Genomic DNA, 16,002 nt, shown 5'->3' with positions numbered 1-16,002 from the left:
ACGAACCTTATCGAACGCGGCGGACCTGTTTCGTCGGCATATTACCTCAACACCCGCTTCAGGGACGGGCCAGCGGTAACGAACGTGTCGCCCGCTCAAACAGCGTCCGCAAGCCGGCGTCATCGGCACTCAAGGCACTCAGGGTCTTGAAGGCCGCCGCGGCCAGCCCTCGGGACACCTTCACTTGCGCGCCGCAGTGAAAGTCGGCCCGGCGATGCAGGTTGCGCAACGTCAGTATCGCCAAACCAATGGAGTGCAGGCAGAAGAACCGCAGGCTGCGATGCTCGGGGGTGATCAACAGCGTGTAGTCAAAGGCCTGGCGCAGCTGGGCATGAGCGATACCGATCAGTTCGCTCAGCGCCGGCCCATAACCGGGCTGCGTACTCGCCTGCAATGACAGCAGGTCCACGCCATGGCGTGCGAACAGATCCTGCGGCAACCAGCAGACGCCGCGCTGACGGTCTTCCCATTGGTCCTTGAGAATATTGGTCAGTTGCAAACCCTCGCCGAACGACGGCGCGAGGGAGTCCATGCGCGCCCGGTGAGCCGCCAGTTCCGGAGCAAAGCTGAAGAACAACTCGGTGAACATTTCACCGACCACCCCGGCCACGCAATAACAGTAGCGCTTGAGCTCGGCCAAGGTTGGCAGCCCCTGCAGGCCGGCGGCACGCTGGAAGTCGCCCATGCCCGGGCACATCACCCGCAGGCACTGCACAATGGCCGCCTGCTGGGACTTGTCGAGCGTACGCAAGACCTCAAGCACCCGGGGCAGCTGGCCCAGCAACGCCCGTTCCGCCGCTGAACTGGCCTCGGACAGCCGAGGGGTCAGCGCCTCGCAGAACTGCCGGGCATCGACCTCCCCAAGGACCACCCGGATATACGTCGTTTCATACTGCTGTTTCTCGGAAACCGACAAGGCCGGCTCGTCTTCGATGGTGTCGGCGATCCGACACAGCAGGTAGGCGGTGGTCATGACCGTGTTCAACGGCGCCGGTAATTGCGGGATGGTGAGGGCGAAGGAACGAGATACCAGAGGAAAAATCGCCTCCTGATAACCGAGGGCGCTCTGCGGTGCCAATGCTCCGGTTGTGTGCGTAAAGGGCATGCTCAGGCTCGTTGAATAAAAGAAACCGCTTGGGGCGCGTGCATCTTAAAGGCTGGCCGAGCCTTGTGGCGAGCGGGCTTGCCCGCGCTGGGGTGCGAAGCGCCCCTTAAACCAGAGAATTCGTTGTGCCTGACACAGCGAGGAGTCAGGTTTTACGACTGCTGCGCAGCCGAGCGCGGGCAAGCCCGCTCGCCACAAGACCGTGCTCGGCATGAACGGCCTTAACTGACTGACATCAGGGCTCGCCACACATTTCGGCCAGATTTGAGATAGACCGGCATAGGCCATGACGCCTCACTTGGCGGGCAAAGGGGCCTCCTGCCAGCCGCCGCCAAGGCTCTGGATCAAGCTGACGCTGCCCTGGGTCAACTGACCCTGGGTGTCGCGCAGGCTCTGTTCGGTCTGCAAGAGGATCAGTTGCTGGGTCAACACGTCTTGCAGGCTGACCGTCCCGGCCTTCTGCTGGGCCTGCTGGCTGCCGAACAGTTGCTGGTTGCGCTGGTAAATCTGCTGGTAGGACTGGGCCTGGGTCTGCAGGTGATTGAGCGCCGAGAGGTTGTCTTCCACGTTCTGCAAGGCGCTGAGCACCGTGCCGCGATAGTTGGCGACTTCCTCGTCATAGCTGGCCTCGGCCTCCTTGACCGCAGCCGAGCGCGCACCGCCGTCGAACAGGGTCTCGGCCAGCGCCGGGCCGACACTCCAGATCCGGTTCGGCAACGAGAACAAGCCGCCCAGGGCGCTGCCGGTGTAGCCAACCTGGGCCGTCAGGTCGAGATTGGGATAGAACGCCGCGTCGGCAACGCCGATTTTCGCATTGGCTGCGGCCACCGAACGTTCGGCGGCGACCACGTCCGGACGCCGTTGCAACAACCCGGACGGCAGGTTCAACGGCGTCGCCGGCAGGTTGAAGGCAAAACTGTCGACCGGTGCCAGGCTGAACTGCGCCGGCGCCACGCCCACCAGCACCGCCAGGGCATGCTCGAACTGCTCCCGCGAACGCTGGGAGGTCTGCAAGGCCGCCACTACCGTGGTCAACTGGTCCTGGGCCACCAGCAGTTGGTCGTTGGACGCGGTGCCCTGGGTGAAGGCGGCCTGGGTGATGTCCAGCAACTGCTGATTGATCCGCTGCTGTTCATCCAACAGGCGGATATCGATATCCAGCTGGCGGATGCCGAAGTAGTTGCTGGCGACACTGCCACCGATGGACAACCGCACGCCGGCCAACAGCGCATCGGAGGCCTGGGCCGACGCCTGGCTCGATTCGATGCCGCGCCGTACCAGCCCCCACAGGTCCGGCTCCCAACTGGCGCCGAGGGTGGCGCTGACACTTTGTTCGACCGAGCCACCCGAAGCGCTCGACGTCGTGCCGCTGCTCCCGCTCTTGCCCACCCCACGGGAACCGGACAAGCCGGCGGTCACCGTCGGCCAGAGCCCGGCCCGGCTGGAAGCGACCTGCGCCTGGGCCAGGCGGTAAGCCGCTTCGGCGGAAACAATCGACTGGTTGGCCTTGGCCGCTCGAACCATCAGGTCGTTGAGAACCGGGTCGTGATAATCCAGCCACCACTGGCTGTTCAATGCACCCTGGGGATTGGCGGCCGCCCGCTGCCATTGCGCGCCTTCCTTGAAGGTCTGCGGCAGTTCGATTGGCGGTTTCTGGTAATCCGGCCCGACCATGCAGCCACTGATGCTCAGGCTGAGCAGCAGGACCAGGTACGGGGCGTGTCGAACCATCAGCATTTTCAAGACTCCTTGCCGCGCCGACGCAGCCGCTCGGAAGCGCTGTCCAGCCACAGATAAATAACGGGTGTGGTGTAGAGCGTCAGCAATTGGCTGAGCAGCAACCCACCGATAATGGAAATCCCCAGGGGCCGGCGCAATTCCGAACCGTAGCCACTGCCCAGGACCAGCGGCAAGGCGCCGAGAATGGCCGCCAGGGTGGTCATCATGATCGGCCGGAAGCGGATCAGGCAGGCGCGGTGAATCGCCTCACGGGCACTGCGCCCGTGCTGGACCCGCTCGGTAATGGCGAAGTCGATCATCATGATCGCGTTCTTCTTGACGATCCCGATCAGCAGGATCACCCCCACCAGGGCAATGATCGACAGTTCGGTGCCGGTCAGCAGCAAGGCGATCAGCGCACCGACACCGGCCGACGGCAAGGTCGAAAGGATGGTCAGCGGGTGCATCAGGTTCTCGTAGAGAATCCCCAGCACGATATACACCGACAACAACGCGGCAACGATCAACAGCGGCTCGCTGGCCACCGATGACTGGAACACCTGGGCCGTGCCGGCGAATTGCCCGACCACACTGGCCGGCATGCGCAACTGGGCCACGGCGTTTTCCACCAGTGCCGTGGCCTGGCCGATGGAGGTACCGGGCGCCAGGTTGAACGAGGCCGTCACCGCCGGGAAGGTACCCTGGTGGGCAATGGAGATCGCCGTGCGCTGGATGCCGGTACCCGACAAGGCCGACAGCGGCACCAGCGTTGGTGGCGTCGCCGCCCCCCCCGTCTGGCTGGACGCCACGGCCCCGGTCGGGACATAGATCGACTTGAGGGCCAACGGATCGGTCCAGTACGGCGGCGCCACTTCCATCACCACATGGTACTGGTTGGCCGCCTTGTAGATGGTCGAGACCTGGCGCTGGCCGAAGGCGTCGTAGAGGGTCTGGTCGATATTGCCGATATTGACCCCCAGGCGAGCGGCGGTATCGCGGCTGATATTGATATTCGCCAGCAGGCTGTTGTCCTGCTGGTCGGTGTTGATATCGGTCAGTTGCGGCAAGGTGTGCAGCACGGCCACGACCTTGGGCACCCATTCGTCCAGGGTGTCCTGGTCATCGGCGGTCAGGGTGTACTGGTATTGCGCCCCGCTCTGCCTTCCACCGACGGTGATGTCCTGGGCCGATTGCAGGTACAGCCGGGTCCCCGGCAGTTCGCCGAGGGCCTTGCGTATCTGGGCGATGATCTGGTCGGCACCGTCCTTGCGCTCTCCTATCGGCTTGAGCGCAATGAACATCTGCCCGCTGTTGATCGCACCGCCACCGCCCCCACCACCGCCGATAAAACCACCGACGGTCTGGATATTCGGGTTCTTGGAGACAGTCTGGTTGATCTTGCTGAAGGCTTCCTGCATCGCCGCATAGGAAATGCTTTGCGGCGCAATGATACTGCCCTGCAGGCGCCCGGTGTCTTCCTGGGGAAAGAAGCCCTTGGGCACCAGCACATAGAGTACGCCGGCGAGCACGATAACCAGCAGGGTCAACAGCCCCATCAGTGCAGAATGTTCGACGACCCAGACCAGGGTCCGGTCATAGAACCGATGGAAGCGCGAATCCGGGTATTCGTGATCCGAACCGGTCTCCTGGCTCGGGCGCAGCAGGATGCTGGAGAGCATCGGCGTCACGGTCAGGGAGATCAGCATCGAAATCAGGATCGCCACCGACAGCGTGATGGAGAACTCGCGGAACAGCCGCCCGACGATACCGCCCATCATCAGCAACGGAATAAACACGGCGATCAGCGACACACTGATGCTCAACACCGTAAAGCCGACCTCCCGGGCCCCGGCCAGTGCCGCCTGCACCCGGCTTTCGCCGCGTTCCAGGTGCCGCATGATGTTTTCCACGATGACGATCGCATCGTCCACCACGAAGCCGGTGGAAATGGTCAGCGCCATCAGCGACAGGTTATTCAGGCTGTAACCGAGGAAATACATGGCGCCAAAGGTGCCGAGCAACGACAACGGCACGACGATGGCCGGTACCAGGGTGCTGCGCCAGTCGCGGAAGAAACCGAAGGTCACCAGGGTCACCAGGAAAATCGACGCCAGCAAGGTGACTTCAACATCGTGCAATGACGCGCGGATGGTGGTGGTGCGATCCAGCAGGATATTGAGCTTGATCGAGGCCGGAATCGAGCTTTGCAGGAACGGCAACGATGCCTTGACCGCATCCACCGTCTCGATGACGTTGGCCCCTGGCTGCTTGAACACCACCAGTAGCACTGCCGGCCGGCCGTTGGACAGGCCGAAGTTGCGCAGGTCCTCGACATCCTCACGGACATAGCCCAGGTCGGAAATATGCACCACGTCGCCGTTGCTTTGCTTGACCACCAGCGGCGCGTAATCCTCGGGTTTGAGCAGCATGTCGTTGGCGCCGATCCCGTAGGAACGATCGCCAATGGACAACGCGCCTTTGGGCAGGTTGGCGTTCGAGGCGGTGATCACCCCGCGGACTTGCTCCAGGCTCACGCCGTAATGGTTGAGCCGGTCCGGGTTGAGCTCGATCCGCACCGCCGGCAGCGCCCCGCCGCCGACCGTCACGTCGCCAACCCCACTGGTTTGCAGCAGTTTCTGCTCCAGCAAGGTCGAGGCCACGTCATACATCTGGCCCGGCGTGGCGCTGTCGGAGGTCAGGCTGATGATCATGATCGGCGAGTCGGCCGGGTTGACCTTGCGGTAGGTCGGATTACCCGCCAGATCGCTGGGCAGGCTGCTGCGGGCGGCGTTGATCGCGGCCTGCACATCGCGGGCGGCGCCGTCGATATTGCGACTCAGGTCGAATTGCAGGTTGATACGGGTCGAGCCCAGGTTGCTCGACGAGGTCATCTGGGTGACCCCGGCGATCTGCCCGAACTGCCGTTCCAGCGGCGTCGCCACCGAGGTGGCGACGGTTTCCGGATCGGCGCCGGGCAACGAGGCCCGCACGCTGATGGTCGGGAAGTCCACTTGCGGCAACGGCGCCACCGGCAACAGCAGGAACGCCAGCCCGCCAAACAGGGCCAGGCCGACCGCCAGCAAAATGGTTGCAATCGGACGTTGGATAAACGGCGCGCTGATGTTCATGGCATCAGCCCTCGGTCTCGGCTTGACGCTTGCTGAAGCGCCGTTCCAGCTGATTCATCGCCAGGAAAATCACCGGTGTGGAGAACAGCGTCAGTAACTGACTGAGCAACAGCCCGCCGATGATCGCGATGCCCAGCGGATGGCGCAGCTCGGAACCGATGCCCGTGCCCAGGGCCAGCGGCACCGCGCCGAACAGCGAGGCCATGGAGGTCATCAGGATCGGGCGGAAACGCAGTTCCGCCGCCTTGCGAATCGCCGCCACCGGGTCGAGTCCGTCCTTGCGCTCCAGTTCGAGGGCGAAGTCCACCATCATGATGCCGTTTTTCATGACGATCCCGATCAACAGCACAATGCCGATCAAACCGATGATGTCGAACTGGGTGCCGGTGACCAGCAACGCCAGCAAGGCACCGAGGGCTGCCGAGAGCAGGGTCGAGAGGATGGTCACCGGGTGCACGAAGCTCTCGTAGAGAATGCCGAGCATCAGGTAGACCACGACAATCGCCGCCAGCACCAGGAAGATCTGGTTTGACAGCGAGGACTGGAAGGTCGCGGCGGCGCCCTCCAGGTTGGCCTGGACCGTCAAGGGCAGGCCGACGTCTTTTTCAATCTGATCCAGGCGCGTCACGGCCGCGCCCAGGGTCTGTCCGGGGGCCAGGTTGAAGGAGATGTCGGCATAGGGGAACTGGCCCAGCCGGTTGATGGTGATCGGGGTGCGAATCACCTGCTGGGTGGCCATGCTCGCCAGGGGTGCCACGGCGCCGCTGCTGGTGGTGACATAAAGCCCGGTCAGCAGATCGGCGATATTGCGCGGCGGCCGGTCGGTCGCCATCACCACGTGATACTGGTTGAGCTGGGTGTAGATGGTCGACACCTGGCGCTGGCCAAAGGCGTCGTACAGCACGTTATCGATGGCCTGCGGGGTGACGCCCAGGCGCGAGGCCGTGGCGCGGTCGATATTGATCTGGATCTGATTGCCGAACTGCAGCGCCTGGCTTTGCACGTCGCTGAACAGCGGGTCCTTGCCGATGGCCGCCAGCAGTTTGGTGGTCCACTCTTCCAGGGTCTGCGGGTCAGTCGCCTGCAGGCCGAGGCGGTAGCTGGTGGTGGAGATCGTCGCATCGAGGGTCAGGTCCTGCACGCTGTGCAGGTACAGACGCACTCCGGAATCATCGGCATTGGCGTCTGACAGCCGACGAATCACCGTCGCCGCGCTGTCGCGATCGCCGCGATCCTTGAGGTTGATCAGCAGGTTGCCCTGGTTGATGGTCGGGTTGGTCTGGTCGATACCGACGAAGGACGACAGGCTCGCCACGGCCGGGTCCTTGAGAATCCGTGCCGCAAGCTTCTGCTGTTGCAACTCCATCTGCTGGAACGATACGGTGGGCGAACCCTGGGAAATACCCTGGATCAGCCCGGTGTCCTGTTCGGGGAAAAAGCCCTTGGGCATGATCACGATGATGAACAGGGTCAGCAGCGCGGTGAAGACAATGGAGATCAGCGTCAGGGTGCGGTGCACCAAGACCCAGTCCAGGCCCCGCACGTAGTAGCTGTTGATCTTGTCGAAAAAGTCCGGGCGGCGCTCGCCGCTGTGATTGCGTAGCATGCGCGAACACATCATCGGTGTCAGGGTCAGGGAAATGATTGCGGAAATCACGATGGTCACCGCCACCGTCATGGCGAACTCGCGGAACAGCCGGCCGACCACATCGCCCATGAACAACAGCGGGATCATCACCGCGATCAGTGCCACCGACAGCGAGATGATGGTGAAACCGATCTGTGCCGACCCCTTGAGCGCGGCCTGCAACGGCGTGTCGCCCTCCTCCAGGTAGCGGGTGATGTTTTCGATCATGACGATGGCGTCATCGACCACAAAACCGATGGCAATGGTCAGCGCCATCAGGGTCAGGTTGTTCAGGGAAAAGCCCAGGACGTAGGACACCGCCAGGGTGCCGATCAGGCTCAAGGGCACGGTAACGGCCGGAATCACCGTGGCCGGCACATTGCGCAGGAACAGGAAGATCACCAGCACCACCAGCAAGATCGCGACCCCCAGTTCGTACTGGACGTCGGTGACCGAGGCCCGGATGGTCTGGGTGCGGTCGGTCAGCACGCTGACCTTGAGGGTCCCCGGCAGGCTGGCGCGCAGCTTGGGCAGCAGTTGCTGGACCCGGTCGACCACCTGGATGACGTTGGCCCCCGGCTGGCGCTGGATATTCAGCACAATGGACGGCGTGTCGTTGGTCCAGGCTGCCTGCCGCGGGTTCTCCGCGCCCTGGATCGAGGTGGCGATCTGCGCCAGGCGGATCGGCGCACCGTTTTTGTAGGCGATCACCAGGTCGCGGTATTCCTCGGCCGATTGCAATTGGTCGTTGGCGCCGATGGAGAACGCCTGGAACTTGCCGTCGATATTGCCCTTGGCCTGGTTGACGTTGGCGCTGCCCAGGGCGCTGCGCACATCCTCCAGGGACAGGCCCATGCTGTTGAGCGCCGAGGTATTGGTCTCGACCCGCACCGCCGGACGCTGGCCACCGCTGATGGTGACCAGGCCGACGCCGGAAATCTGCGAAATCTTCTGCGCCAGGCGGGTATCGGCCAGGTCCTCGATCTTGGTCAGCGGCAGCACATCCGAGGTCAGTGACAGTGTCAGGACCGGCGCGTCAGCCGGGTTGACCTTGCTGTAGACCGGCGGGTACGGCAGGTTGGCCGGCAGGAAGGTGCCGGCGGCGTTGATCGAGGCCTGCACTTCCTGTTCAGCGATATCCAGCGACAGCGACAGGTCGAATTGCAGGGTGATCACCGACGCACCGTCGGAACTGGTGGAGCCCATCGACTTGAGACCGGGCATCTCGCCGAACTGACGCTCCAGCGGCGCGGTGATCGAAGAGCTGATCACATCCGGACTGGCCCCGGGGTACTGGGTGAAGACCTGGATGGTCGGATAGTCGACTTCCGGCAGGGCCGAGACCGAGAGAAAATGGTAGCCGAGCAGCCCCATCAGGAAGACCGCGACCATCAACAGCGTGGTCGCGATGGGACGTTCGATAAAGGGTCTTGAGATGTTCATGAGCAGTGACTACCTGGACGGCACAAACGGAGGGTCTGACGCATCGCTGATCTCACTGACTGACCACCTTCACCGCGGAGCCATTGTCCAGTTTGTCGGCACCTTCGGTAATCACCTGCTCGCCGACTTTCACACCACTTTCCAGTACCGCCGTCAGGTCACCACTGACCGGGCCACTCTTGATATTACGCAGGCTGGCCTTGTTGCCTTGCACCACGAAGACGAAGTCACCCTTGCTGCCGTGCTGGATCGCCAGGGTCGGCACCACGGAGACCTGCAGCAGGGTGTCGGCCTTGAGCCGGGCATTGACGAACTGATTGGGGAACAACGCGTTACCGCTGTCGTTGAACTGCGCCTTGACCCGTACCGTGCCCGTCGTGGTATCGACCTGGTTGTCCAGGGCCAGCAAGGTGCCGCTGGCCAGCAGGTTGTGTTTGTTGCGGTCATAGGCCAGGACATCGACCGTGCCCTTGGCCATGGCCTGGTCAATGGCGCCCAGATCGTCCTCCGGCACGGCGAACACCACCGTCGCCGGGTTCATCTGGGTGATCACCGCGATGCCCGTGGTACTGCCCGCCGACACAAAGTTGCCCGGGTCCACCAGGCGCAGCCCGACGATACCGTCCACCGGCGAGGTGATGGTGCAGTAACTCACCTGCACTTGCAGGTTCTGCACCGCACCGTCATCCGCCGCGACCGTGCCCACTTGCTCTTGCACCGTGGCGACCTGGGTATCGAGGGTTTGTTGACTGACCGAGCCGACCTTGATCAGTTCGCGAAAGCGCGCCAGGTCACGTTGGGCATTGACCAGCACCGCCTGATCGTGGGCCAGCACGCCCTTGGCCTGGGCCAACTGGGCCTTCAGTGCCCGGTCATCAATGCGCGCCACCACCTGGCCCTTGCTGACCCGTTGCCCTTCCTTGAAATCCACCGAGGACAGAATCCCGGAGACCTGACTGACCACCGTCACGCTGCGGGTCGGCGTCACCGTGCCCAGGGCATCGATATACACCGGCACATCCATCAGTTTGACGGCGACGGCGGTGACCGGATCGCCCATCGACGGTGGTTTGCCCCTGGGCTTGCTCGTACGGTGATAAAGCGCCCAGCCGCCCACCAGGAGCCCCAGCACCACGACCACCAGCAGAATTCTTGTTCCCTTGCTGTGCTTCACTCATTTCTCCCCTGGGGCGCGCTGCTGCACCGACATGGCCACTGGCCGGTGCACTGAAGGTTAGTCTGCTATCGAGGTTGCGCCCGGCAACCTGAACCTAAGCTTTCTGGACCGGTACGCTGATGGTGAAACTCTTGTCAGTTACGCGACCCTTACACACGGCTTCTGACGGCGACTTGCAGCGCTTTGGCACATCCCTCCCTGATCCACCTCAGGATTGACAAGGAAGGCACGGCCGCTTAACAATCAAACCAAGTCATACGATGACAGACAATTAAAAACAACAATAAAGAGTCCCCGAAATGAGCCGAACCAAAACCCTGCAAGGATTCGCCAGTGCCGCCCTGTTGCTGATCGCCCCCGTGGCCTGGGCCAATACCTACATTTACGTTTCCAACGCCACCGACGGCACGCTCAGTAGTTATGCGTTGTCGGCAAAGGGGCAATTGCAACCCCTGGCCACCACCGACGTCGGAGCTGGCGTAATGCCCCTGGCGCTGAGCCCCGACCACAGCAAACTTTACGCGTCCATACGCGCCAAGCCCTATTCGGTCGCAACCTACGCCATCAACCCCGCCAACGGCGCCCTCAAGCACCTGAAGAACGCCACAGTTGCCGACAGCCTGGCCTACATCTCGACGGACAAGGCCGGTCACTATCTGTTCGGTGCGTCCTACGGCGAGGACCTGATCAGCGTCAACGCCATCGATGCCAAGGGCGTTGTCAGCGATGATGTACGACAAGTGATCAAGACCGGTCCGAACGCCCACTCGATCATTGTCGATAAGACCAATCGTTTCGTGTACGCCGCCAACCTGGGTTCCGATCAGTACCTGGAATTCAAGTTCGACGCCGTCAGCGGCAAGCTCACGCCACTGGGCCATATCGACATGCCCAAGGGCAGTGGTCCGCGCCATCCGGTCATCTCCTCTGACAACCGCTTTCTCTACCTGCTGAGCGAAATGGCCGGCACCGTGACCACCTTTGCCATCGACCCGAAGAGCGGAGGCCTGAAAGCGCTGTCCGAAGTCAATGCCATACCCGCCGACTCGGGCCTGGTGCGTGGCATTGCAAGGCCGATGATCAAACCAGGCCAACCGACACCGCCGCCGCTGGCGAACAACCTGATCTGGGCCGCCGACATCAAGCTCACCCCCAACGGGCGCTTCCTCTACACCTCGGAGCGCACCGGCAGCACGGTCAGTGCCTTTTCGGTAGACGGCAAAAGCGGCAAGCTGAGCTTTGTGCAGAACATCAAGGTCGAAGAACAACCACGGGGAATCACCGTCGACCCTTCAGGGAAATGGTTGCTGGTGACCGGAGAGAAAAGCCCTGAGGTGGGTGTGTACGCCATCGATCCGCTGCACGGCACGCTCACCCGTAGCGCCAGCGCGCCTTCTGGCAAAGGGGCAAACTGGGTGCAGGCGGTCAGCTACCCGTGAGGCTTGCAGGAGAGGTGTGACCCTCCTCGCCTCTCCCTGCCGATCTCAGGACAATGAGTAGTCAAACCGATAGGAATGCTGACCTTCCGCGACCGTGATCACCAGGCGACCGGCCAGTCCCGCAAGCTCCCCGGTAGCGGAATCGGGCACCACCTGAATGGACTGTTCGGGGACCCCGCGTGTCATGGTGGAGCTGTGCTGCAATACAAAGCTGCCCTTGCGACCACCCAGCGTACCGGTCACGGTTTCCATTGCCACGTAGCCCGCCGACCCCAGCAAACTGCCACGGAAGGACAGCATTTCACCTTGGCTGGTCGCCACCAGGTCACCGTGAAACGCCTTGTTGATGGACATGCGTCCAAGGCCCGTCCCCGCAGCGATATCGCTAAGGGGCTCGGGATTCAGCGTAACGTCAAAACGGCCATTGGCTTGTGCGCGGGTCATGGAGTGTTCCTCAAAAAAGGAAGGTTTCACCTCCATTGTATTAAGCAACCTCAAATCGGGCCAACCTGGGCATGTGCGGTAGAGGGAGGGGGTTGGCTCACAGCGCCTTGGTGTTCAGCAAACGCACACCCAGACCAATGAAAATCGCCCCGGTGGTGCGCTTCAACGCCGCCACCCAGTGTGCGGAGCTGAGGCGCTTACTGAATCGGTAAGCGGTGTAGCAGTAAACCGAATGGACGATCACCACGATGGCAGCGATGGTGAGGTACATCGTCAGGAACTGCCCGGCAATCGGCTGATCATGATCAAGAAACTGCGGTAGAAAAGCGCAGAGAAAAATCAGCGTCTTGGGATTGCTCGCGGAGACCAGAAACGCCTCCATCCCAATTTTCCATTTCGAGGCCGGTAGGCTGGTTGGCTCCTCTCCGGCTGGACGGGCCACAGGCGTGCGGGCCAACAACTGGCGCACCCCGAGATAGATCAGGTAACCGGCGCCCACCACCTTCAACGCCAGAAATGCCGTAGGCACGGCAATCAGGATGGCACCCACGCCCAGTGCCACACCGCTGGTCACCAGCAACTGGGCGCCAAGATTGCCGAGCAGTGTCACGGCCATGGCTGGGGGACCATAACGCAGGGCGTTGCGTACGACTAACAGTACGTTGGGGCCGGGGGATAGCGTGGTTGCCAAGTAAGCCAGCGCGAAAGTAAACCAGAGGTGCAGTGCCAAGGGGAAAATCCTTATTCCGAGCGAAATTGCCAAAGAGAAGGTCAAGCACATGCAAGTGGTGCGCCACCGCAGTCGGTTACATGCCCATCACAGGCGACGACTGGTAGACAGTTTCAAAGGTAATCGAGGCATGAAACCGGACCTGTGCCTAACCTGAAGACACCCAATCTCCACTACGAAGAGAAAGAGGAATCAGGTATGAGCACATGTGACAAGCATCCCGATCACACCCATCAACATGGCCCTGGCTGCGGACATACGGCGATCGAGCACAATGGCCATATCGACTACCTGCACGATGGTCATCTGCACCACGTGCATGGCGATCATGTCGATGAACATAGCCTGGAGGTCAATGTGCGCAATCCCGATAGCTGCACACCGGATCATAGCTGCAGCGGACATGCCAAGGATCATGTGCATGGTCCGGGCTGTGGGCATGAGGCGGTGACACATGGGGATCATGTGGACTATCTGGTGGAGGGGCATCTGCACCATCCCCATGGAAGCCACTGCGACAATCACGGCCCGGTCACCCTCAAGGGCTGATCAATCAGGCGGGTGTTGATCATGACCGCCCGCGCATCGGGGCAATGGGTGTCCCGATGCGCGGGTTGAATGCAGCGACCGCCCTCCCCTCAAGTCTGCTGACCACAACCGCAGCCTGTGCCGGCGGACGATAGTGGGTTGGACGCAGGCGCGCCCTCAAGCAGGGCATCCACCACCGCACGTGCCACCTCCACCGAATGCAGCATGCCCCAGAACAGCGCACGTTCGACGGGATTGGTATGCAGGCTGATTTCGTCGCCATTGAGTTCCGCCGTTTCGAGCAGATTCGAAACGTAGGTCAGCGCGTCCTGGGCATTGATACCCGGCTGGATGGCAAACAGCGTGGGCTTGTATGGGGCATGTGGCGTGACGGGTTTGGAGCAGGTGAGCGCGAGGGTATCGAGCAAACGTGATGTGTTTGCCGGGGCCAGATCGGGGTCGTTGGATGGTGTGTCTGGGAGCTTATGTAGGTATGTCGCCCTGTCAGCGGTGCTTAGGGTTTTGCGAGTCGGAGGTAGATCGGGAGTGATTTTCTTGGTCACGGTAAAGCTCCTCTGTTACGAAAAGGAACTCTGTATTCCAGGCTGCAAAACCTGTATCGCTGAATTTGCAGCGACAGTGGAACAGTAACCCTGAGGTTTGGCGCACGCAACGTTCTCCCGCGCCTGAAACGCGTAGGAAATATGAGTTTTTTTGGAAGGTGATTTCGCGTACTGATTGGCGCTGATCTGCGCCGGGGTATAAGGGTCGCATCCGATCAGCCGGTCTGGGTTCTGGCAAAACGATCCTGTCAGACACTGACACTGGCTTGAAGTAGATTAAGGCCTCTCATTTTTGCCAGGCCAAATCATGAAATTCTCGTCTGTTCGCCTCGTTACCAATAAATTTGAACACCTTGTCCAGTTCTATCAAAATCTCTCGACTATTGAGCCCAAGCATCTTGCTGAAGGGTTCGCCGAAATTCATTTCGACGGAGTCGTCTTGGCGATAAGTGATGAGCGTTTGATCCGCCTTCATAACAACGGACTGGCGGTAGCCGCCAGCAATCGCTCGGCAATCCTGGAGTTTCAAGTGGATGATGTCGAGGCAGTGCTACTTCGGGTGAGTGATGCGGAGGTTGTGATGCCAATCACGGTTATGCCTTGGGGCAATACGTCACTGCTGCTCCGTGATCCCGATGGAAGTCTGGTGAACGTCTTTTCAAAACCATCAAGCTGATCTGTCAGTTTCTGTCATTTTGCAAAGTACGTTGGGCGCATGCTTAGGTTACAGAACCGGCTGATCGCTGCGAATTAGCTGCGGCCCAATACTGTTCCATTCGCTGAATGACGGAGCTGTTTGTTACCAGTTGACCGGCGTATGTCGATTGGAGCAGCGAGAACATAACTCGGTGCTTACGCCACACACGCCGGCCATCAGGCATGCCGAACCGATGAGGAGCCAATAACGGTAGAGCAGCCTGCGGCTTGATTATCAAGGTGACGATCGCTGAGTTCCGATAGAACGAGTATTCAATGGCCTGTATGTCCGTCAGCGCTATCGGTGCCAGGCTATTGCAAAATCTTAACTCACCCGGACGCAATAGTATCACCGGTAAGTGAGCGGAGCGCACTCGCTGGATACTTGAACAAGCAACCCAGACAAATAACATGCAAGACAGCGCCACGAAAACCATTGAAAAATTGAAATGCAGATCATGAGCAAAATAGTGCTCTCTGAGATTCTCTGCAAATGCATAAACCATAAAACAGGCAATAGGTAAGAAGAGTACGATACACAGCCATCCAAGAAGCTTACCACCGGCGTCAACGCGGCATTCAGCGTCCAACGGCAACTGCGGGTCTATTTCGATGCCATTGGATAAAAAAGCCATGCTCGATGCTCGCGACCTTCTGTGGGTTCGAAGACTAGAGTATGACAGTGCCATCCACAAGGGTAAGCGCCTGGGCAAGCCTTCCACCTGACGAGTATGCCAAGATCGATGGGGATACCGCTCTGTTCGCGCTCCCCAGGCCTGTGTTGGCAGATGGACTATCGGGCAAACTCACCGGCCCCAGTGAACGACTGACCTCGATCACGCTATCGAATGGGTGTTCGCGAAGAGCCGGTGTGATCGGCAGGACTAAGGCGCTTTACACACTTTCGCAGCGACGGGATCGTTCGGGATGAACGAGTCCGGCGCGCCAGGCTTCAGGACTACATACCCACGCCGCCAGGGTTGATCATCGACCAGATCCCAGCGATGCCCCGAGCCTGTGTTGTCTTCGGCAATCAGCACTTCACCCGGGTGCAGGGTGAACTTCTCGCCGGTGCGGGTCACGAACGCCAAAGTGCCGGACAGTGTTATGACGTACTGAGGCTCTGGATCCTTATGCCAGCCATAGGAGGTATGCGCTGGGGTTTGCTTGAAGTGAATGGCGGTCACGTCGTTGCGCACGTTCTGGTCGATGGTCCCTTCCAGGACGTGGGAAGCGTTATCCGCGCCAGTACACAGCTTGAACGCCTTGATGGTATCCGTGGCGGACGTGGCCGCTTGCGCGCAGCTCAGGGTAGCGAGGGTGATTGCGACAGCACCCGCCGCGCGCAAGCTCAGTCTGCGGATTACAGTGTGCTGCGATAAATGTTTCTTCTGATGCATGGA

The 16,002-nt window shown here is 60.9% G+C and carries 13 protein-coding genes; 3 read left to right on the top strand and 10 right to left on the bottom strand.

Annotation, left to right across the window (positions count from 1 at the left end; all coding sequences use genetic code 11):
* Positions 1–58 precede the first annotated feature (58 nt).
* The 5 genes from HX866_RS08130 to HX866_RS08110 form a co-directional block, all read right to left on the bottom strand.
* Entirely contained in the window at positions 59–1,105 is a 1,047-nt protein-coding gene (locus tag HX866_RS08130; protein ID WP_177124796.1) for a squalene/phytoene synthase family protein, read from the bottom strand.
* Between the two features lie 294 nt (positions 1,106–1,399).
* Positions 1,400–2,842, bottom strand: a complete 1,443-nt coding sequence (locus HX866_RS08125) for an efflux transporter outer membrane subunit (protein WP_256344851.1) — start codon at positions 2,840–2,842, stop codon at positions 1,400–1,402.
* A gap of 2 nt (positions 2,843–2,844) precedes the next feature.
* Positions 2,845–5,952, bottom strand: a complete 3,108-nt coding sequence (locus HX866_RS08120; protein ID WP_177124795.1) for an efflux RND transporter permease subunit — start codon at positions 5,950–5,952, stop codon at positions 2,845–2,847.
* Positions 5,953–5,956: 4 nt separating this feature from the next.
* The gene (locus HX866_RS08115) at positions 5,957–9,022 is read right to left on the bottom strand and encodes an efflux RND transporter permease subunit (RefSeq protein ID WP_177101912.1); all 3,066 of its coding nucleotides are present in this window, start codon (positions 9,020–9,022) and stop codon (positions 5,957–5,959) included.
* A 52-nt stretch (positions 9,023–9,074) separates the two neighbouring features.
* Positions 9,075–10,082: an efflux RND transporter periplasmic adaptor subunit gene (locus HX866_RS08110; RefSeq protein ID WP_177102667.1), complete on the bottom strand. Its 1,008-nt coding sequence runs from the start codon at positions 10,080–10,082 to the stop codon at positions 9,075–9,077.
* 416 nt (positions 10,083–10,498) lie between these two features.
* Between HX866_RS08110 and HX866_RS08105 the strand changes: the two genes are divergently transcribed.
* Positions 10,499–11,638: a lactonase family protein gene (locus HX866_RS08105; RefSeq protein ID WP_177097812.1), complete on the top strand. Its 1,140-nt coding sequence runs from the start codon at positions 10,499–10,501 to the stop codon at positions 11,636–11,638.
* Positions 11,639–11,683: 45 nt separating this feature from the next.
* On the opposite strand, the gene HX866_RS08100 is transcribed toward HX866_RS08105, so the two are convergent.
* Together HX866_RS08100 and HX866_RS08095 are read right to left on the bottom strand one after the other, a co-directional pair.
* Positions 11,684–12,082 carry a DUF3224 domain-containing protein gene (locus tag HX866_RS08100; RefSeq protein ID WP_177138894.1) on the bottom strand — a complete coding sequence of 133 codons (399 nt, stop codon included), beginning with the start codon at positions 12,080–12,082 and terminating at the stop codon, positions 11,684–11,686.
* A gap of 97 nt (positions 12,083–12,179) precedes the next feature.
* Complete coding sequence (locus tag HX866_RS08095; protein ID WP_177097810.1) at positions 12,180–12,812, bottom strand: LysE family translocator; 633 nt, start codon at positions 12,810–12,812, stop codon at positions 12,180–12,182.
* Between the two features lie 198 nt (positions 12,813–13,010).
* Between HX866_RS08095 and HX866_RS08090 the strand changes: the two genes are divergently transcribed.
* A complete protein-coding gene (locus HX866_RS08090) occupies positions 13,011–13,361 on the top strand; it encodes a hypothetical protein (protein WP_177138892.1) in 351 nt (116 codons plus the stop codon).
* An 89-nt stretch (positions 13,362–13,450) separates the two neighbouring features.
* On the opposite strand, the gene HX866_RS08085 is transcribed toward HX866_RS08090, so the two are convergent.
* A complete protein-coding gene (locus HX866_RS08085; protein WP_177138890.1) occupies positions 13,451–13,903 on the bottom strand; it encodes a hypothetical protein in 453 nt (150 codons plus the stop codon).
* Positions 13,904–14,210: 307 nt separating this feature from the next.
* On the opposite strand from HX866_RS08085, the gene HX866_RS08080 reads away from it, so the two are divergent.
* Complete coding sequence (locus tag HX866_RS08080) at positions 14,211–14,579, top strand: VOC family protein (RefSeq protein ID WP_177097808.1); 369 nt, start codon at positions 14,211–14,213, stop codon at positions 14,577–14,579.
* Positions 14,580–14,622: 43 nt separating this feature from the next.
* On the opposite strand, the gene HX866_RS08075 is transcribed toward HX866_RS08080, so the two are convergent.
* Together HX866_RS08075 and HX866_RS08070 are read right to left on the bottom strand one after the other, a co-directional pair.
* Complete coding sequence (locus tag HX866_RS08075) at positions 14,623–15,234, bottom strand: hypothetical protein (RefSeq protein WP_177097807.1); 612 nt, start codon at positions 15,232–15,234, stop codon at positions 14,623–14,625.
* A gap of 249 nt (positions 15,235–15,483) precedes the next feature.
* Positions 15,484–15,999: a hypothetical protein gene (locus HX866_RS08070; protein WP_177138888.1), complete on the bottom strand. Its 516-nt coding sequence runs from the start codon at positions 15,997–15,999 to the stop codon at positions 15,484–15,486.
* Between the last annotated feature and the right edge of the window lie 3 nt (positions 16,000–16,002).

The sequence above is a fragment of the Pseudomonas gingeri genome (genome assembly GCF_013386165.1).
In the GTDB taxonomy this organism is placed as follows: domain Bacteria; phylum Pseudomonadota; class Gammaproteobacteria; order Pseudomonadales; family Pseudomonadaceae; genus Aquipseudomonas; species Aquipseudomonas gingeri_C.
This window is presented reverse-complemented; position numbering and strand designations above follow the sequence as displayed.